Here is an 18,918-nt window from a genome sequence, read left to right on the forward strand (position 1 = left end):
TGAATTATTCCTCCGAGATTAAAATGAAAAATGCAGTCTGACCTGCGAGATCTTGTCCCTGCCAAGGACAATGCTTTCGCCGCCTTCCAGCGTGAGCTTCAGGCTTCCGTCTTCGGAAAGCCCGTCCAAAAGAGCTGTGAAAGCTTTTACGCCTTTATGACCTTCAAGGGGAGCAAACAATTTGACATCGACTTCTTCGCCTGTATAGCGGATGAAATCCTTGTCCTTTTTCAGTACGCGGTCAAGACCCGGCGAGGAAACTTCCAGCATGTAATTGTCCGGAATCAGATCCTTCTCGTCGAGTATGGCTCCTGCCTTTTCACTGATGACCTGGCAGTCATTCAGGTCGACGCCGCCTTCCTTATCAATGAAAATACGAAGAATCCAGTTTCTTTCCCTGACGTATTCCACGTCGACAACTTCAATGCCGTCCGCTTCAAGAATTGGTTCCAGTAATTTTTCTACAGCATCCTCGACTTCCTTGTGCGCCATATACCCTCCTATGAATGTTAAATATAAGAAAAAGTGAGCCGAGGCTCACTCCACAGGAAATTCTATAAACGATAAAATAAAACAAATAAACCGAACATGATTTACTGATTTATTATATCACATCTTGTAAAGGGGAGCAAACTTTCCCCCGGTTTCTTCGTGCTTAATCATCAATGACAGGATTTTCATACAGGGCATGAAGATTCTTCTTGAGATTTTTATTGATGGCTTCTTCCAGTTCGGGAATCGTCTTGGCGTCATACTGATGGATGATGCCAGGGATTCCGCCGGCGCGAAGCTCGCCGTAGTACTCGTCTCTGTACATATTATAGAAGAAAAGGATGCCCGTGTCTTTTTCGCGGCACTCATACGCCCCTATGATGTAGGACCCGTTGAGACCAAGGACCGGCATCGAAGGTTTGATCATCCTCTGGTAATGGCCGATTGTTTCAGGAAGGAATGGCTCGCTGTCCCAGACCATGAAGCCTTTGCCCCTGACAAGGACCGATACATTCTCGCGGTGGATCAGCTCGTGATCGATGGCCTTTGGCGTCAGGAGGACAAGATTTCTCTTGAACTCATCAAAGTCGCCCGTGATGAGCTCGATTTCCGTCAGCATCACAAGGCGCAGGTACATCTTTACCATGTAATCCATCGTTTCCTCATCGAAGAGAGCGCGGACTTCCCAGCCGTTTTCCTCGTTCGTCCAGCCGAAGGCATAATAGATGCGCCCGTCCTGCTTGTCGATCCGGTGAAGCTTGTATCCGCTGATATCAGCGGGGAGCTCCTTTTCTATGTCCCAGTCCATGAAAAGCTTCCTGCGCGCTTCTCTTTCCGCTTTTAACTTTTCATCATCAACTGCCATTTTTCTCTTTCTCCTTTTCCTTCCTCTCCGATTCGAGCCTGTCCCTTGCGCTGACGACCGTCTTCACGAATTCGCGCGTTTCCGGGAAGGGGATTTCATCAATTTTTGAAAAGCCTTCGCCCCAGTTGTACTTTTCCACCCACTCGTCGACATTGCCGCGGCCGGCATTGTAGGCGGCAAGAGCCAGCACTTCATTATTGTGGTACTTCTTCAAAAGGAAATTCAGGTACCATGCGCCAAGCGGGATATTTTCATCCGGCCGGCTCAAATTGTCCGACGGAAGGCCGCTTTCTTCGGAAATCCAATCCGCCGTTTCCGGCATGAGCTGCATCATGCCGACCGCTCCCACATGGGAAACAGCCTTGGCATCAAACTTGCTTTCCGTCAGGATGACCGCTTCCAGAAGAGAAGGCGACACATGCTGCTCCGCCGCACTTTTCTCAATCAGGATCGAAACCTCCACGCTCGGGCGGAGAAATGCAGAATTATGCAAAAGAAAAAGCACCAGCATGCTCAAAAGCGCAAGCAAAAGGACAAACACCATAGCCCCGGTGTTTCCCTGGTGGCGTCTGACTTCCCTTTTCCTGCGTTTCAGAGCAATTCTCATACTTCCATTCCCTCCGGAAATGCAAATCCCGGAACATGCTTCAGCGCCTCCCTGACCTGCCTTTCCGTTTCTTCGACGGAATGGCTGTTGTCAATGACGACATCAGCATAGTTCAGCTTGTTTAATGTCGGCATCTGCTTGCCTATTCTTTCCAGTACCTGTTCCCTCGTGAAATGATCACGGTTTATGACGCGTTTGATCTGGACCTCAAGCGGCACCTCTACGATCCATACGGCTTCGACACGAAGCTGCCAGCTGATTTCAAGAAGGAGCGGCATATCAAGGACGACGACGGAATGGCCTTCGTCCTGCGCGCGGTAAAGCTCCTCCTGCGTGCGGTACCAGATATAAGGATGAATGATGTCGTTCAGCTGCTGCCTTTTCTCTTCATTCGTAAAAATGATCTCGGCCGTTTTCAGGCGGTCAAGAGTGCCGTCCTCATTGAAGATTTCCTTCCCGAAGACCTGCTCCATCCTCGCCATGGCCTGGCTTCCCGGCGTGACCGCTTCGCGGGCCAGCTTATCCCCGTCGATCACCGGGATTCCCAATGTATGCATGTAATTGGAAACAGCGCTTTTTCCGCTTCCAACCCCTCCCGTAAGTCCTATCCTGTACAATCTTTTCTCCTGCCTTCTATCGGGCTACTTCGTCTCCGCCCAGTTTTTCCCTTCATTCACATCAGCCACAAGCGGCACTCTGAGGCTTACGACGGATTCCATCGTTTCCTTCAGAAGCTTTGCGACTGCTTCCTTTTCGTCGGCCGTAACTTCTGCCACCAGTTCATCGTGGACCTGCAGCAGCACGCGGCTCTTGAAATTTCCTGCCTGCATCTTGTCATAGACGGCGATCATTGCCATCTTCATGATATCAGCAGCCGTCCCCTGGATCGGCGTGTTCATCGCTGTTCTTTCCGCAAAGGAGCGGCGCTGGAAATTCTTGCTGTTGATATCGGCGAGCTCCCTGTAACGTCCGTAGAGCGTCACAGCGCGGCCTGTCTTTCTTGCATCCTCGATCATCCTGTTCATGAACGCATGGATGCTCGGATATCTTTCAAAATATGCCTTGATATAGTCGGCAGCAGCCGTCCTTGTGATGCCGAGCTGGCGGGCAAGGCCGAAATCGCTGATGCCATAGATGATGCCGAAGTTGACGGCTTTTGCATGCGAACGCTGCTCGGGCGTGACGTCCTCGAACGGGATGCCCATGACTTCAGCGGCTGTTCTTCTGTGGATGTCTTCCTTATTGAGGAAGGCACGGATGAGCCCTTCATCTTCTGACATATGCGCGAGCACGCGGAGCTCGACCTGCGAGTAATCGGAGGAAATGAAGGAATCGTAACCCTCTCCCGGAACGAAGAGCGACCTGATCTTCTTTCCTTCTTCCGTCCTGACAGGAATATTCTGCAGGTTCGGATCGGAACTTGAAAGGCGTCCTGTTGCCGTGACCGTCTGGTTGAACGTCGTGTGGATGCGTCCCGTTTCCTTACGGATCAAAAGAGGCAGCGCTTCAAGGTATGTGGAAATCAGCTTGGAAAGTGATCTGTATTCAAGGATATTCTTCACGAACGGGTACTGCTCAGCCAGTTCTTCCAGAACGTCAGCGGCCGTCGAGTATCCTGTCTTCGTCTTCTTTCCCGCAGGAAGGCCCATCTTTTCAAAAAGGATATGGCCGAGCTGCTTGGGCGAATTGATATTGAATTCTTCCCCTGCTTCTTCGTAGATTTTGGAAATCAGCGCTTCTTCCCTGGACTTCATGTCAGCGTGGACTTCTTCCCAGCGCTTCGTGTCCGTGGCAATGCCTGCCTTTTCCATAGCGGCAAGGACCTTCACGAGCGGCTGCTCGACTTCATCATAGAGCTTTTCAACGCCGTTCTTCTTGAGCATGTCCCTGGCATCCTCATAAATGGAAAGGAGGAAGAGGGAAATGGCTGCGCCCCTGGAAGCAAAGTCCTTCATCTCGTCAGCATAAATTTCAGGCTTCTTGAAAAGGCCTGCCAGGTAAGAGAGCGGGTACGTCGTTCTTGTCGGATCAAGAAGATAAGCGGCTATCGTCGTATCAAAGAGAGGAATCCCTTCCCATGGGAAATCTGTTTCCATGATGGGCTTGCTGTTTTCTGTGATGACGACCTTGGCTTTCTTTAAGGCCTCTGCCGCTTCAGCGAATTGCTCAGGCTTTACAAAGTAGGCATGGCCATTTTCTGCAATGACTGCACCCCTGGCTTTATAGAAAGGAGCCGTTCCTTCAAGGTCAAAGGAAATGGCGGTTTCCTTTCCTTCAAAGGACAGATCATCCTTCCAGTCTTCTGCCTTCTCCCCTGCCTTTGCGACTTCTTCCTTCTTCGCTTCGGCCAGAGCCGTGAAGCGGGGAAGTTCGCCGAACTGGGAGAGAAGATTGATACCGAGGCGGCTGAAGAGTTCCTTCATTTCACTGATATGGACCGGCTGCGCCATTTCTTCCAATGTCGTTTCCATAGGAACATCTCTCTTGATTGCAGCAAGCTTGTAGGAAAGGTATGCCATGTCTTTACCGGCAGCAAGCTTCTTTCCCTGAGCACCCTTGATTTCATCGACATGCGCATAGAGATTGTCGAGCGTCTTGTACTGCGTCAGAAGTTTCAGCGCGGTCTTTTCACCGATACCCGGGACGCCCGGGATGTTGTCGGCGGTATCGCCCATAAGCGCTTTCATATCGATGACCTGGGACGGCGTGATGCCGTACTTTTCCTCGACAGCTTTCGGCGTCATTTCAGACATGGAAGAAATCCCCTTCTGCGTGAGGTAGACGGTCGTATTCTCGCTTGCCAGCTGCAGCGCATCGCGGTCCCCTGTCACGATAGCGACAGGCAGTTCCTTTTCATAGCGCGCAGAAAGCGTGCCCAGGACATCGTCGCCTTCATAGCCGGAAAGGCTGTAGACAGCAACGCCCATGACGTGCATGACTTCAAGGATGAGATCGAACTGCGGAACGAGCTCGGCCGGAGCCGGTTTTCTTGTCGCTTTGTACCCGTCATACATTTCCGTGCGGAACGTCTGGCGGTCTTTATCGAAGGTGACGGCTACGTAAGCCGGATCAAGCTCGCGGTAAAGAGAAAGAAGCATGCGAAGAAAACCATAGACGGCATTCGTCGGCACGCCGTCAGGCGACGTCATCGTCGGAGGAAGCGCATAAAACGCGCGGTACAGAAGGCTGCTGCCATCGATGATGGCTAATTTATTTTCCATGGATACCTCCCATTTAAGGACACAATATGTATTACATTATACCATATTTCAGGGTGCCTTTTCACGGAAGGCCTCCGCCCCGCCCTGTGCAAAGAGGCAGGAAGAAATCTTTTTCATGAAGACGCATCAGAAACGGAAAAGCCGATTCTCTTCCTTATATAATGCAAAGAACATTAAGATGCAGGAAACCGCGCCAGGCGGATTCAATCCATCCAGCCCCGCCTTTATCTTCAGGCAGCCTGTTTCAACCACAAAAAAATCTCATCATTTCTGATGAGATTATTTTTGAACTGGTGCGGTCGGAGAGATTTGAACTCTCACGGATTACTCCACTACCGCCTGAAGATAGCGCGTCTGCCAGTTCCGCCACGACCGCATATGTAGTTACAACAACGAGAAACAAGAAATGGAATGGTGCGGCTGGTGAGACTTGAACTCACACGGACGTAAGTCCACTACCCCCTCAAAGTAGCGCGTCTGCCATTCCGCCACAGCCGCATAAATATGGTGCCTCAGAACGGAATCGAACCGTTGACACAAGGATTTTCAGTCCTTTGCTCTACCAACTGAGCTACCGAGGCAAAAAGAAGTGGCGACCCGGATCAGATTTGAACTGACGATCTCCGCCGTGACAGGGCGGCATGTTAGACCACTACACCACCGGGCCGTACTTGGTGGGCGATAACAGGATCGAACTGCTGACATTCTGCTTGTAAGGCAGACGCTCTCCCAGCTGAGCTAATCGCCCACATTGGTGACCTGTGGGGGATTCGAACCCCCGAACCCGCCGTGAAAGGGCGGTGTCTTAACCACTTGACGAACAGGCCATCGTGGTGACTCATCCGCGACTCGAACGCGGGACACCTTGATTAAAAGTCAAGTGCTCTACCGACTGAGCTAATGAGTCATTTGGCAGGGGTAGCAGGATTCGAACCTACGAATGACGGAGTCAGAGTCCGTTGCCTTACCGCTTGGCGATACCCCTATATGGCTCCTGAAGCAGGGTTCGAACCTGCGACATCGTGATTAACAGTCACGCGCTCTACCGGCTGAGCTATTCAGGAATATATAGCAACATCCTTTCGGATGGTTACTAACAATGGAGCGGAAAACGGGACTCGAACCCGCGACCCCAACCTTGGCAAGGTTGTGCTCTACCACTGAGCTACTTCCGCATGCGCATTTGCAACAATAACATTATATCATTGCTTGGCGATTTGTCAAGTCTCTTTTTTCAAATCAATGATTTCGGAGAAGTGACGCTTCGTCGTCATGAACCGTATTTTATCACGCCGTCCGCTTCGTGTCAATAGGGATTTTTATCCGAATCTATCGAAGTTTCCGGTGTTTGTCCGGCTCTTTGCGACGTGTTTAAGTATACCCCATCATTCCATTTTGCGCAAGCCCTTTTTTGAAAAAAATTTGAACTTTTTTACAAAAAGGATACAAGAGGGCCATTGACCCCTTCTTCGGGCTTCCCGGCTCCTTTTCTCCCGCGCACAAAAAAGAGCCCGCCTCCCCTTTGGAAAGAGGAATGCGGACCCTTGCAGGTCATACAGCACCTGTTACAGTTCGAGATCGGGGTTGGCACCGAATACTTTCATATGGCGTCCGAAAACAGACTCTGCACGGTCTGTATAGTATCCCAGGTACAGGCAGACTGTATTGTCCCCTGTCGGCTTGTCAGCTGAGGAGCTTCCATACGCTGTCTTGTCGGAAAGGAATCTGCCGTCCATGGAAATGAAACCGGCAGACAGTCCTTCAAGGATGGCTGCTGCAAAAGGATGGATGTCTTCTGCAGGCACCGGCTCCCCGTCCGTTGCGCCTGCGCTCTTGAGGATCGCAAGCGATGCCTTTGCCGCCTCTGACGTTCCCTTTTCTATGGAGAAAGGAATCGTGAAAAGGGATTCTGTTTCCAGATAATCCAGGCAGCATAAGAGAAGGTAGAGGGAAACCGCATTTTCTATGGACACTCCGATCAAAGAGAGGTCATCCTTTCCTTCCGGGAGGCCGGATGCAAGAGCGCGGAATACCTTCCAGCCTGTTTCTTCCCATTCCGGATGCACCTTTTCACAAAGGCTTCTCCAGCGCGCCATGAAATCTGCCATGGAAAGAGACCCTTCAAAATCTTCGGGGAAAATATGGAAGTAGTGCGCAGAAATCTGGGCAGCAGGGTTCGGCTTTTCCATGAAATCTGCCGTAATGCCTGCATCAGAAAGGCAGGACTTCAGGTACACGGGCGGCACGCCCATGTCGATCAGTCCGCCGATCATCATATCCGCCGTCAGTCTGCCGTAGCATCGTACGAATAAAGCTTTCATCACTTGATCTCCTCTCTCTGCCTGCCTGCGCCCGGACCGTCTTCAGCCACATCGACGCCGGCCGAACCGAATGTCTTCATCTGGTTCAGCATGTCGATTGCCGCATCCATGAGGGAAAGTCCCAGCGCGGAACCGTAACCTTCTGCTTCCGTGAAATCATAATGGAGGAATGCTTTCATGCCAAGTTTCTGCATCTGCATCTGGTGGACCGGTTCTTCATAATACACGGAAGGAATGACAAAATTCCGGATTTCCGGATACGCCGTCACGGCTCCCAGAACGGCAGCACCTGTTACGGCATTGTCAAAGACGACCATCATGTTGCAACGGGCCGCTTCGACGACAAGGCCGAAGAGCGCCGCAATTTCAGCCGATCCCACGATGGAAAGCGTTCCCACAGGATCCTTGGCAAAATCGCCAACATCAGAAATATTCAGGGCAAAACCTGTCTTTTCAGATGCCTTCTTCAAATCTTCCTTCATGATGGCTGTCGTCACGGCCAGTGCGGAAAGCATGGAGCGCTCCCCGATATTTCCAAGGCCGATCACTTCGATGCCCTGCCCTGCCAGTGTCTTTCCCACCGACATGCCGACGGAAATCGCAGCGGCCGTCACTTCATCATCCATGGCAGGATGGCCGAAGTGCGTCCCGCGGATGACCTTCTGCGTGAGGACGCCTTCAATGTCAGACGTATCCTGCTCAAGGCCCACATCGATCAGGTAGACCGGCGCATCGATCATGCGCGCTGCCGCATTGACCGGGCCTGCGCCCTGGGCGACAAGCTTCATCTCATCATGAGAGAGCTGTCCCTTCGTCTTGTTTTCCCCGTCAGAAGCAGTGTCCCCGCCGAAAATGACGATGGCCTTGTTCAGGTAAGACGGCTTGACTTTTCCCGTCACTCCTGCAATCCTGACAGCGATTTCCTCCAGTTTCCCCAGGGAATGGATCGGCTTGATCAGATTATCGACGTAAAGCTGGCAGGCTTCCATGGCTTCCTTGTTCAATTCCGGTATACGGCTCATGCTTTCACCCCCGCTTCTTCCTTTGTCACGCACTCACGGAATGCCGCAAGCGCAATTTCAAGCATTTTCATCTGGATGCCGGCTCCGACAGATTCTCCGAGACGGAAATCCAGGTCGATGTATTCAGCAAGGCCAAGCGCCGCCAGAGACTTCTTGTGTGCCTGCTCGAGCGACAGATGGGACGCCATGAGGTAATTCACCACTTCAGGAAGAAGCGCCCTTGCGATGAAGGCGCTTGCCGTCGTGTTGAATCCGTCAATGATCGTCATCGCATGGTTGGCAGCGGCTCCCAGGATGACACCGGCGAGGCATCCGAACTCAAACCCGCCGACCTTGGCCAGGACATCGATGCCGTCACCAGCATCAGGCTGGTTCACGTCGAGTGCCTGCTGCACGACCTCCACCTTGTGGCGGAGACGTTCATCGGAAATGTTTGTCCCGCGTCCTGTGACCTCGATCGCATTCCAGTGATTAAAAGCCCCTAAAATGCACGCAGACGACGTCGTATTGGAAATCCCCATTTCACCGATTGTGAAGACCTTGTATCCCTCTTTAGCTTTCTTGTCGGCGATTTCTATGCCGGTCTCGATTGCCTGGATGGCCTGTGCCCTTGTCATGGCAGGACCTTCGGTGATATCCTTCGTGCCCCATGCGATTTTCCGGGGAAGAAGGCCGGGCACGCGGCTCATGTCATGATTGATGCCCACATCGACGACGACCATGTCAGCGCCTGCATAATAGGCCATCGCATTGGCCGATGCGCCCTTGGCGACGACATAGGACTTCGTCATGCCGACCGTTGTCGACTGCGGGTAGGCGGAAACGCCCTGCTTGTAGACGCCGTGATCGGCGCAGGCAATCACCATGCAGCACTTGGGCTTGTCCGGAATGGCCTCTCCCGTGATGCCTGCATAGCGCACCACCATGTCTTCCATTTTCCCAAGGTTTCCCATGCCCAGATATAAGTCACTCCAGCGCTGTCCGGCCTGCTCCATGGCATCCTGATCAAGCGGCTGGATGCGGTTCAAAGTTTCATCAAGTAAACCCATCATGCCTCCTTGTTTCACATAATGATTTGGAAAGTCATACAGAATTATTATACCATGAAACGCCCTCTTCTCTTTAGCACGCTTTCCCTGCATGATTTCTAAATTATTGTTGTGTTTTTTAAGATATTGTTTATAAATCGGAAAGTATCTATAATATAAGTAGGCAAAGTTTATGCTCTTCTCGAAATATGAATCCTGACAGGAAATCTGTCACCAAAAGGAGGTCTTATTTTGGATTACGAAAAGTTATACATCAACGGAGAATGGATCCCGGGCGCATCCGGCACATTCATCGACGTCGAGAACCCGGCGACCCGTGAAATTTTCGCCAGAGTGCCGGCCGGCAATGCAGAGGACGTGGACAAGGCTGCCAAAGCCGCTCACGCTGCTTTCCCTGCATGGGCTGCCAAGACACTTGACGAAAGAATCGCCCTCATGGAGAAATTCCTGGAAATCTTCAGGAGCCAGGAAGACGGCCTGATCGACATCACGATCAAGGAACTCGGCTCCCCGTGGGCTTTCACGAAAGGATCGCAGGTCGAATACCAGTACGTCCGCACCCGTTCCTACATCGATCTGGCACCGACCGTTCCCATGGTTGAAAAAATGGCAGAATCCACAACATACAGAGAACCAGTCGGCGTCGTCGGCTGCATCACTCCGTGGAACTACCCTCTCGGCCAGGTCATCCAGAAAATCATCCCGGCTCTCCTGATGGGCAATACCATCATCCTGAAGCCAAGCCAGCATACGCCGCTTTCTGCCTACTGGCTCGTCGATGCTTTTGAAAAGGCAGGATTCCCGAAAGGCGTCTTCAACCTCGTCACAGGCCGCGGCGGAGAAGTCGGCAATGCCCTCTCCTCCCATCCGCTCGTTGACATGATTTCCTTCACCGGCTCCACCAAGGGCGGCGTCACCGTCAGCAAGCATGCGCTTGAATCCATAAAGCGCATCAGCCTCGAACTAGGCGGCAAGTCCCCATATGTCATTTTGAAAGCAGAAGACCACGACTATAACAAGCCGATCCATCTCTGCTTCAATACCATTTTCCTGAACTCCGGACAGACCTGCACCGCATTCTCCCGTCTCCTCATTCCTGAAAGCGAAAAAGAAACAATCGAGAAGCAGCTCATTGAAATCGCCAAAGAATACACCGTCGGCGATCCGGAAGATCACAATGTCAAGCTCGGACCTGTTTCCTCACGCGCCCAGTATGACAAGATCACCAGCTATATCAAGAAGGGCATCGAAGAAGGCGCTACACTCCTCTACGGCGAAGTTCCGAAGGATCTTGGCGAAACCGGCGGCTACTACATCCATCCGGTCATCTTCACCGACGTCAAGAACAGCATGACGATCGCCCAGGATGAAATCTTCGGACCAGTCCTCTGCGTCATCACTTACAAGGACATCGACGATGCCGTTGCCATTGCCAACGACGTACGCTATGGCCTGAATGCCGGCGTCTATGGCCCGAAACAGGAAGCTATCGCCGTCGCTCACCGCATCCAGTCCGGCAATGTCTATATCAATGACAGCCCGAGAGATACGGCAGCACCGTTCGGCGGATACAAGGAAAGCGGTATCGGCCGTGAAGGCGGCGTCTACGGCATGATCGAATTCACGCAGCAGAAAGCTCTCTTCGATACATGCAAGGAATAATCCGCTATTGAAAAATACGCTATTGAGAAAGGGTGCCCGAAAAGGCATCCTTTTTCTTGTGCCCTCTTTTTTGTATAATGAAATATAGAAAAAGGAGGCACTATGAAACAATCTCTTCTTAAGAAAATAATCATCGCCATCATCGTCATCCTCTCCGCCGCTGCCGGCTGGTACTTCTTCTACTGGAAAAATACGCCCGCCTATGCGGCAGGAGAAATCCAGCAGGCCGTACAGCATAAGGACCTGCAGCTCTTCGAAGAACGCGTAGACCTCAGGAAGGTCTATTCCTCAGCCTTGGACGACTCCGCATCCATGCTTGCCAATGACGGAAAACCCGATCACCGCTTTGCTGCCGCCATCATCAAATCCCTGAAGCCGCAGCTCATCGATGAACTCATCCGCCAGACAGAGCTCAAATTCCAAAACGGCGATACCGAGCCGAAATCCATCACAGGCAAGGCCGCGCAGACCCTCACCGCCTATGCCGGCTCCTCCGCCCTTTCCCTGGCAGGCATCCTTGATGTCAAGAACAATGACAAGGGCGCCGTCGCCAATGTCAAGCTCCACGATAAGGACCTCAACAAGGACTTCGTATGGAAAGTACAGCTTGAAAAGGACATCAACGGAAACTGGGCCGCAACGAAGGTACTGAACGTCAAGGAATACCTGCAGGAAAGAGAAGCGGCCGGAAAACTATAACACGCATGAAAAAAGGGACTGTAGCAAAATGATTACACATTTTGCCACAGTCCTTTTTTATTTTCCATCCTTTTAGACAATCTGGAAAAGGAAGAATTTCAGGTAGTATGTTTCCGGCACGGTCATGAGGATCGGATGATCCGGGGCCTGCTGGCGGAATTCGATCTGGCGCAGTGTCACGCCTGCATCTCTGGCTGCTTCCTTCACCATTTTCACGAAGAGTTCCTCGCCCATGAAGTGCGAGCAGGAGCAGGTGGCAAGGTAGCCGCCTCTTGGCAGGATCTTCATCGCGCGGCAGTTGATTTCCTTGTAACCGCGGAAGGCTTCATGAACGGTCTTCCCCGACTTTGTGAAAGCAGGAGGGTCGAGGATGATGTAGTCAAAGTCATGGTTGTGTTCCTGATCAAGTTTCACAAGGTAATCAAAAACATCGGCCTTGACGACATCGATATCCAGATGATTGGCTTCTGCATTCTTCTTTGTCATGTCGACGGCTTCCTGGGAAATATCGACAGCTGTGACAGATGCTGCGCCGCCCTTGGCCGCATTTAAAGCAAATGCGCCGGTATGGGTGAAGCAGTCAAGGACATGACGGTTCCTTGCAATGGCAGCAGCCGCAAGGCGGTTGAACTTCTGATCGAGGAAGAAGCCTGTCTTCTGGCCGTTTTCCACGTCGACCGTGTAGCGGATGCCGTTTTCCACAATGCCTGCCGTCGTCGTCTTTGCCTTCGGATCGAGGAGCGGGGAATCAAAGAATCCCTTGAACTGTTCCATGCCTTCCAGTTCCCTGATCTTCACGTCATTTCTTTCATAGACGGCTGATACATGAAGATTTCTTTCATTCAGCACTTCGATCAGCGCATTTAAGATGACATCCTTTCTCTTTTCAATCCCGAGGGAAAGAATCTGCACGGAAAGAACCGTGCCGAAGCGGTCGACCGTAAGGCCGGGCATCTGGTCGGCTTCGCCGAAGACGAGGCGACAGCAGTTCATATCCTCCGGACGCATGACCTGCAGGCGGTAATCGACAGCATACGCCATCCTGCGCTTCCAGAATGCTGCATCAAATGTATCATTGGCATTGACGGAGAAGATGCGGATCGTGATCTTCGAATGCGGATTGTAGAAACCCGTTCCGACAAATTTTCCCTTGACGGACAATACGCGGACAAGGTCGCCCGGTTCTGCCCCTTCTTCCACCTTCATGACCTCGGTCGAGTAGATCCAGGGATGGCCGCCCCTGGCCGCCAGTTCCGCTCTTTTCGTAATGACTGCTTCTTTACACTTTTCCATGCTGACTCCATTCTATGAATGCGGGAATCCCGCCAGATTTTCGATTCTGTTATCTTACCATATCCAAAGGACAAGCGACAGTTATTTATCCTTCAGGAATTCCTTGAGAACGACGGCCTGGTTATGGATTTCATCCTTCGCACCATAAAGAAGCGTCACAGGGCCCTTTTGAAGCTCTTCCCTGATAAGTGAAATGAACTTCTCCGTATCCGGATTTCCTGAAAGTTCTTCCGCATATCTTTTCTTGAACTCCTCGAATTTTTCCGGATCATGACCGAACCATTTCCTAAGCTCCGTCGATGGGGCAATCGACTTGTCCCAGATCCCGAGCGCTGCCTTTTCCTTGGAAATGCCCCTCGGCCAGAGCCTGTCCGTCAAAATGCGGAAGCCGTCCGACTCCTCGGGCGCTTCATATACGCGCTTTACCTGTACATCCATAAGAATTCCTCCTTCTTATTATATTTTCCTTATACTTTCCTATAGTGTATCACTTTCCCGGCGGAAATAAAAAAAGGACTGTGTCAAAATCCGTTAAAACGCGGACTTGCCTTCCCAGACGGGGAAGGTGCCCGGAGGGCGGATAGGGTTGATTTCCGCGGACGAAGTCCGGTTGTATGGTTTTCAGACAGAACCCATAAATACATTTGTTAGATAATCATTTAATGGAATATTCCAATAGAAAAAGAGACTGTGGCAAAATGTTTACACATTTTGCCACAGCCCCTTTTAATTGTTCATTCAGTCAGATTACATCATTCCGCCCTGCGGCATCGGAGGCATAGCCGGTTTATCTTCCGGGATTTCGCCTACGACTGCTTCTGTGGTCAGAACGAGAGCTGCAATGGATGCTGCGTTCTGCAGAGCACTGCGGGTAACCTTAGCCGGATCAACGATGCCGGCCTTCATCATGTCTTCATACTTGTTTTCAGCTGCGTTGAAGCCGATGCCGTCGCCTGCTGCCTTGACCTTTTCAGCTACGATAGCGCCTTCGATGCCTGCGTTGTCAGCGATCTGACGAACAGGAGCTTCGATAGCGTGACGGACGAGGTTGATGCCTGTCTTTACGTCGCCTTCAGCTTCGATGCCGTCCAGGGAGCTCTGGATGTCGAGGAATGTTGTGCCGCCGCCGGCTACAATACCTTCTTCAACAGCTGCGCGGGTAGCGTTCAGAGCATCTTCGATTCTGAGTCTCTTGTCTTTCATTTCGACTTCGGTTGCTGCGCCGACTTCGATGACTGCGATGCCGCCGGACAGTTTAGCCAGACGTTCCTGCAGTTTGTCTTTATCGAACTGAGAGGTGGTTTCCTTCAGCTGTTCCTTGATCTGTTCTACTCTGTGACGGATTGCATCCTTGTCGCCAGCGCCATCAACGATGGTGGTGTTGTCTTTGGTGATGCGTACCTGATGAGCCTGTCCGAGGTCATCAAGGGTTGCGCTGTCGAGCTTACGGCCCATATCTTCGGAAATGACATGGCCGCCGGTCAGGATAGCGATATCTTCGAGCATTGCCTTACGGCGATCGCCGAATCCAGGAGCTTTGACAGCTGCGCATTTCAGTGTGCCGCGGAGTCTGTTGACTACGAGGGTTGCCAGAGCTTCACCTTCTACGTCTTCAGCAATGATCAGGAGTTCCTTGCCGCTTCTAGCTACCTGTTCGAGGAGCTGGAGCATATCCTGGAGCATGTTGATCTTCTTGTCGGTGATGAGGATCAGAGGATTGTCGATAACGCATTCCATCTTGTCCGGATCAGTAACCATGTACGGGCTGAGGTAGCCGCGGTCGAACTGCATGCCTTCTACGACTTTCAGGTCGGTTCCCATGGTCTTGGAGTCTTCAACAGTGATAACGCCGTCGTTGCCGACTTTGTCCATAGCGTCAGCAATCAGTTTGCCGATGGTCTTGTCAGCGGAGGAAATGGATGCAACGTTAGCGATTGCTTCCTTGCCTTCTACCTTGACAGCCTTTTTCTTGATTTCGCCTACGAGAACTTCGACAGCCTGTTCGATGCCCTTCTTCAGGACCATCGGGTTTGCACCTGCTGCTACGTTTCTCATGCCTTCATGGATCATGGACTGAGCCAGGAGGGTTGCGGTTGTTGTGCCGTCGCCTGCTACGTCGTTTGTCTTTGTTGCGACTTCTTTGACGAGCTGAGCGCCCATGTTTTCAAATGGATCCTTCAGTTCGATTTCGCGGGCAATGGATACACCGTCGTTGACGATGTTCGGAGCACCGAATTTCTTGTCCAGAACAACGTTGCGGCCTTTCGGTCCCAGTGTAATCTTAACTGCGTTAGCCAGCTGATCGACACCTCTCAGCAGTGCTGCGCGTGCTTCTTCATTATAAAGTACTTTCTTTGCCATTTATGTCACTCCTGTAAATGAAATACTAAAACAAATGATTAGAGAATTGCGAGAATATCTCTTTCAGACAGAAGCAGATAATTTTCTCCATCTTCTTCAATGTCTACGCCGGAGTATTTTGCAAACAGAACTCTGTCGCCAACTTTGACTTCAAACGGTGTACGAACGCCGTTGTCCAGCATTTTGCCGGAACCGATGGCAATGACAGTGCCTTTCTGGGATTTTTTCTGCGCTGTATCTGGGAGCAGGATGCCGCCCTTTGTCTTTGTTTCTTCTTCGTCGACTTTAACGAGAACACGATCTGCTAATGGTTTTAACATTTCCATTCCTCCTTTAACTATTAGCACTCAATCCGTCTGAGTGCTAACTTACGTTACTATAATACATAACTTTTAAATGAAATGCAAGAGGAATGATGCGTTTCTCTGAAAAATTTTTGAAAATTTTCTATACGTTTTCCATAAAAAAAGAGCCGTGAAAAATTTTGCTTTTTCAAGGCTCTCCTTAATTTCAATTATTTTATTCGCTCTGCATCAGCGTTCTTGGAAAACGCCTTCGCCAAGGATGCGGACATCCATCGGCACATGGACACCGTACTTTTCCTGGATGCGTTTCTGCACTTCATGGAGCACGTCCAAAATCTGCTGGCAGGTGGCTTTGCCGTTATTGACGACGAAGTCCGGATGCTTGGTGGAAACCTGAGCGTCTCCGATGGAGAAGCCGATGAGTCCCAGATCCTTGATCATGGGGCCTACATGGTATCCCGGCGGACGCAGGTACATGGTGCCGGCGCTTCTCTTCTCCAGCGGCTGCTTGGTGCGGCGGGAGATCTGGTGCTCGGTCATGTTTCTCTTGATTTCATCCGGGTTTCCCGGAGCAAGGTGGATCTTGATGCCTGTGATGATATCGCCGTTATGCATGAAAATGCTGTCGCTGTCGCCGTAATGGAGGTCATCCCAGCCATAGGTCTTCTTCAGCAGGCCGTCTCTTGAAACTGCGTAGACTTCTTCGACGACATTCTTCATCTGGCTGCCATAGCCGTTCGCATTCATGAAAGCAGCGCCGATGACGGTGCCGGGGATACCGACTGCCCATTCAAAGCCGCGCAGGCTGTTCTTTTCAGCAAAACGGGATACGGTGCCCGTGCCGGTGCCGCCGGTGGCAGTGATCCATGTGCCTTCGCAGGTCATGTTCTGCTGCATGCGGTTCATGCAGATCGTGATGCCGCGGATGCCCAGATCGCTGACAAGGCAGTTTGAGCCGCCACCGATGACGGTGACCGGGATGCCTTCTTCATGCGCCTTTTTCAGGACTGCAGTTAATTCGTCTTCTGTTGTCGGCATGACGAATGCGTCTGCCGGTCCGCCGATACCATACGTGGTGTGGCGGCTCATCGGTTCATTGAGCTTTACCTGTCTTTCATTCAGGATTCCGTCGAAAAATTTTGCGTAGTCTGTCATTTGTCCAGTTCCAATACGTCCATACCCTGCGACATTGCTTCAGATACGATCTTCTGCAGATCCGCAGCTACTTGATTCCAGCGAATGAATGCCTGCAGGTATTCCTGCGCATTGCTGTTGTTGCTGACGAGTACAGCCAGTTCCTGCAAATGCTTGTAGGTTTCCTCGTCTTCCTTCTGACCAGCGATTCTTGCGTAGTCCGATTTCATCTGGGCCATGATGTATTCCTTCACCATTTTCCTGGCTTCTTCATCACCCTTGATTTTTTCGGCTGCTTCTGTCAGGCGCTTCATTTCATCGCTTTCCTTGATCGCCTTGGCCAGTGCATACGCTGCATCATAAGTATTCATGACTATCACTGCCTCCTTTGAACAAACGTCCGCTCTTCTGGAGAAGATGCGGGAAACCGGTCTGCCTGAGCGCTTCCATTGCAACGATGGCAACGGCGTTCGACAGGTTGAGCGACCGGGCTTCTTCAATCATCGGGATGCGGATGCAGTCCTCTTCATGCGCCAGAAGGAGATCTTCCGGCAGTCCCTTCGTTTCCTTCCCGAAAACGAGGACATCGTCTTCATTGAAAGACACATCCGTATACGATTTGACCGCCTTTGTCGTATTGTAGTAGAAATGGCGGCCCTTCAGCATTTCCTTCACGGATTCAAAGTTCGGATGAACATGAACCTCGAGAAGATCCCAGTAATCCAGCCCTGCGCGCTTCAGATGCTTGTCATCGATGGAGAACCCGAGGGGTTCCACCAGGTGGAGCGTCAGATGCTCAGCGGCACAGAGCCTTGAAATATTTCCTGTGTTTCCCGGAATTTCCGGTTCAACCAGAACAATATGCATAATTACCCTCTCTAAAAATAACTTCCATAGCGGTCACGATACCGGTCCTGCTGCTCGCGGCCTTCATACAATTTGAACGTCCTGGCTTTCTGTCCCTTGTAGGAAATCTGGTAAATCGGGCCTGCATCAAGCCCGTCTACGGCCAGACGGTAAATATTGTAATGGAATCCATCAGACTTCTGCGGTATTGGAAGACCCGTCACATGGACGCCCCCGCTTACCTGGAATTCAGACTTGTAGTTCGGCGACATGAAATTGGCGGGATAGAGCTCTTCTTTCGTCAGAGGCTCGTCCATCTCGACTTCCAGTGTCAGTTCGTCGACGACGAATACGTGCTTGATGGAATTGGCAGAAACAGACGATGCAAGACCCAGCGCCAGAAGAGCGGCGGACAGGATGATTTTATACTTCATAGCTTTCCCCTTTCGAGAAATGGCAGCAAGCTGCCCGGAACCTCCCTGCATCAAGTACTATTTTATCACATTTACAATCCGTGAAAAACAGACCGCGAAAAAAATAAGCATATACTTTTAAAGACTCCCCATAAAATCCGGGCAATAAAAAACTGCGGACAAGCCGCAGTTCTTTACATGTCTTATTTTCTTTCTTTGATTCTTGCTGCCTTGCCGGACAGACCACGCAGGTAGAAGAGTTTTGCACGACGAACGATGCCGCGGCGCTTTACTTCAATCTTAGCCAGACGCGGGGAATGAACCAGGAATGTTCTTTCTACGCCTACGCCGTAGGAAATACGACGAACAGTGAAAGTTTCTCTGACTCCGGCATTTCTTCTGGCAATAACGATGCCTTCGAATACCTGGATTCTTTCATTCTTGCCTTCAACGACCTTAACATGAACTCTTACGGTGTCTCCCGGGCGGAATTCAGGAATGTCATTTCTCAGCTGTTCATTCTCGAGTGTTTCGATAATATTCACGATCTTTTCCTCCTTCTCACAGGACATTCATGCCGATCGTATATGGCAGAGGACTATCCAGAATAACGTTGTTATTATATCAC

The 18,918-nt window shown here is 51.1% G+C and carries 19 protein-coding genes and 10 tRNA genes; 2 read left to right on the forward strand and 27 right to left on the reverse strand.

Annotated features, from left to right (window positions below):
* Positions 1–18: 18 nt before the first annotated feature.
* The 18 genes from OIM03_08825 to cobT form a co-directional block, all read right to left on the reverse strand.
* Positions 19–492 (reverse strand): ribosome maturation factor RimP, encoded by a 474-nt coding sequence (locus OIM03_08825; GenBank protein ID HJI74361.1) that lies wholly within the window; start codon positions 490–492, stop codon positions 19–21.
* A 163-nt stretch (positions 493–655) separates the two neighbouring features.
* Entirely contained in the window at positions 656–1,357 is a 702-nt protein-coding gene (locus OIM03_08830) for a hypothetical protein (protein HJI74362.1), read from the reverse strand.
* Positions 1,347–1,964 (reverse strand): lytic transglycosylase domain-containing protein, encoded by a 618-nt coding sequence (locus OIM03_08835; protein ID HJI74363.1) that lies wholly within the window; start codon positions 1,962–1,964, stop codon positions 1,347–1,349. Before OIM03_08835 ends, OIM03_08830 begins: the two co-directional genes overlap by 11 nt.
* The gene (coaE, locus tag OIM03_08840) at positions 1,961–2,581 is read right to left on the reverse strand and encodes a dephospho-CoA kinase (protein HJI74364.1); all 621 of its coding nucleotides are present in this window, start codon (positions 2,579–2,581) and stop codon (positions 1,961–1,963) included. Before coaE ends, OIM03_08835 begins: the two co-directional genes overlap by 4 nt.
* Before the next feature lie 24 nt (positions 2,582–2,605).
* Positions 2,606–5,185, reverse strand: coding sequence for a DNA polymerase I (polA, locus tag OIM03_08845; protein ID HJI74365.1), 2,580 nt, complete (start codon positions 5,183–5,185; stop codon positions 2,606–2,608).
* Between the two features lie 291 nt (positions 5,186–5,476).
* Positions 5,477–5,561, reverse strand: a tRNA-Leu gene (locus OIM03_08850).
* A gap of 36 nt (positions 5,562–5,597) precedes the next feature.
* Positions 5,598–5,683, reverse strand: a tRNA-Leu gene (locus tag OIM03_08855).
* Between the two features lie 7 nt (positions 5,684–5,690).
* Positions 5,691–5,766 (reverse strand) — tRNA-Phe (locus tag OIM03_08860).
* 9 nt (positions 5,767–5,775) lie between these two features.
* Positions 5,776–5,852 (reverse strand) — tRNA-Asp (locus OIM03_08865).
* A gap of 5 nt (positions 5,853–5,857) precedes the next feature.
* Positions 5,858–5,933, reverse strand: a tRNA-Val gene (locus tag OIM03_08870).
* Positions 5,934–5,937: 4 nt separating this feature from the next.
* Positions 5,938–6,012: transfer RNA gene (locus OIM03_08875), tRNA-Glu, on the reverse strand.
* A 4-nt stretch (positions 6,013–6,016) separates the two neighbouring features.
* Positions 6,017–6,092 (reverse strand) — tRNA-Lys (locus tag OIM03_08880).
* Between the two features lie 3 nt (positions 6,093–6,095).
* Positions 6,096–6,170, reverse strand: a tRNA-Gln gene (locus tag OIM03_08885).
* Positions 6,171–6,173: 3 nt separating this feature from the next.
* Positions 6,174–6,249 (reverse strand) — tRNA-Asn (locus OIM03_08890).
* A gap of 36 nt (positions 6,250–6,285) precedes the next feature.
* Positions 6,286–6,360 (reverse strand) — tRNA-Gly (locus tag OIM03_08895).
* A gap of 390 nt (positions 6,361–6,750) precedes the next feature.
* Complete coding sequence (locus tag OIM03_08900; protein ID HJI74366.1) at positions 6,751–7,506, reverse strand: DUF111 family protein; 756 nt, start codon at positions 7,504–7,506, stop codon at positions 6,751–6,753.
* A complete protein-coding gene (locus OIM03_08905; GenBank protein HJI74367.1) occupies positions 7,506–8,528 on the reverse strand; it encodes a nicotinate-nucleotide--dimethylbenzimidazole phosphoribosyltransferase in 1,023 nt (340 codons plus the stop codon). The genes OIM03_08900 and OIM03_08905 overlap by 1 nt, the downstream gene beginning before the upstream one ends.
* Entirely contained in the window at positions 8,525–9,580 is a 1,056-nt protein-coding gene (cobT, locus tag OIM03_08910; protein ID HJI74368.1) for a nicotinate-nucleotide--dimethylbenzimidazole phosphoribosyltransferase, read from the reverse strand. The genes OIM03_08905 and cobT overlap by 4 nt, the downstream gene beginning before the upstream one ends.
* A 228-nt stretch (positions 9,581–9,808) precedes the next feature.
* Here cobT and OIM03_08915 point away from each other — a divergent pair, with 228 nt between their 5' ends.
* Entirely contained in the window at positions 9,809–11,239 is a 1,431-nt protein-coding gene (locus OIM03_08915; protein HJI74369.1) for an aldehyde dehydrogenase family protein, read from the forward strand.
* 102 nt (positions 11,240–11,341) lie between these two features.
* Positions 11,342–11,938 carry a DUF2939 domain-containing protein gene (locus OIM03_08920; GenBank protein HJI74370.1) on the forward strand — a complete coding sequence of 199 codons (597 nt, stop codon included), beginning with the start codon at positions 11,342–11,344 and terminating at the stop codon, positions 11,936–11,938.
* 72 nt (positions 11,939–12,010) lie between these two features.
* Here OIM03_08920 and OIM03_08925 read toward each other — a convergent pair whose 3' ends face one another.
* The 9 genes from OIM03_08925 to rplS form a co-directional block, all read right to left on the reverse strand.
* On the reverse strand, positions 12,011–13,231 hold the full coding sequence (locus tag OIM03_08925) for a class I SAM-dependent rRNA methyltransferase (protein HJI74371.1): 1,221 nt from the start codon (positions 13,229–13,231) through the stop codon (positions 12,011–12,013).
* An 81-nt stretch (positions 13,232–13,312) separates the two neighbouring features.
* Positions 13,313–13,669 (reverse strand): DUF488 domain-containing protein, encoded by a 357-nt coding sequence (locus OIM03_08930; protein HJI74372.1) that lies wholly within the window; start codon positions 13,667–13,669, stop codon positions 13,313–13,315.
* A gap of 309 nt (positions 13,670–13,978) precedes the next feature.
* Positions 13,979–15,592, reverse strand: a complete 1,614-nt coding sequence (gene groL / locus OIM03_08935; protein ID HJI74373.1) for a chaperonin GroEL — start codon at positions 15,590–15,592, stop codon at positions 13,979–13,981.
* Between the two features lie 38 nt (positions 15,593–15,630).
* Complete coding sequence (gene groES, locus OIM03_08940) at positions 15,631–15,912, reverse strand: co-chaperone GroES (GenBank protein HJI74374.1); 282 nt, start codon at positions 15,910–15,912, stop codon at positions 15,631–15,633.
* A gap of 213 nt (positions 15,913–16,125) precedes the next feature.
* On the reverse strand, positions 16,126–17,052 hold the full coding sequence (gene murB / locus OIM03_08945) for a UDP-N-acetylmuramate dehydrogenase (protein ID HJI74375.1): 927 nt from the start codon (positions 17,050–17,052) through the stop codon (positions 16,126–16,128).
* The gene (locus tag OIM03_08950) at positions 17,049–17,402 is read right to left on the reverse strand and encodes a YlbF family regulator (protein HJI74376.1); all 354 of its coding nucleotides are present in this window, start codon (positions 17,400–17,402) and stop codon (positions 17,049–17,051) included. Before OIM03_08950 ends, murB begins: the two co-directional genes overlap by 4 nt.
* Positions 17,389–17,898, reverse strand: coding sequence for a tRNA (cytidine(34)-2'-O)-methyltransferase (locus tag OIM03_08955; GenBank protein ID HJI74377.1), 510 nt, complete (start codon positions 17,896–17,898; stop codon positions 17,389–17,391). Before OIM03_08955 ends, OIM03_08950 begins: the two co-directional genes overlap by 14 nt.
* An 11-nt stretch (positions 17,899–17,909) precedes the next feature.
* Positions 17,910–18,311, reverse strand: coding sequence for a hypothetical protein (locus OIM03_08960; GenBank protein ID HJI74378.1), 402 nt, complete (start codon positions 18,309–18,311; stop codon positions 17,910–17,912).
* 182 nt (positions 18,312–18,493) lie between these two features.
* Positions 18,494–18,838, reverse strand: a complete 345-nt coding sequence (gene rplS, locus OIM03_08965; GenBank protein HJI74379.1) for a 50S ribosomal protein L19 — start codon at positions 18,836–18,838, stop codon at positions 18,494–18,496.
* Positions 18,839–18,918 lie beyond the last annotated feature (80 nt).

This window comes from Veillonellaceae bacterium (assembly GCA_025992895.1).
Classification (GTDB): domain Bacteria; phylum Bacillota; class Negativicutes; order Veillonellales; family Dialisteraceae; genus Dialister.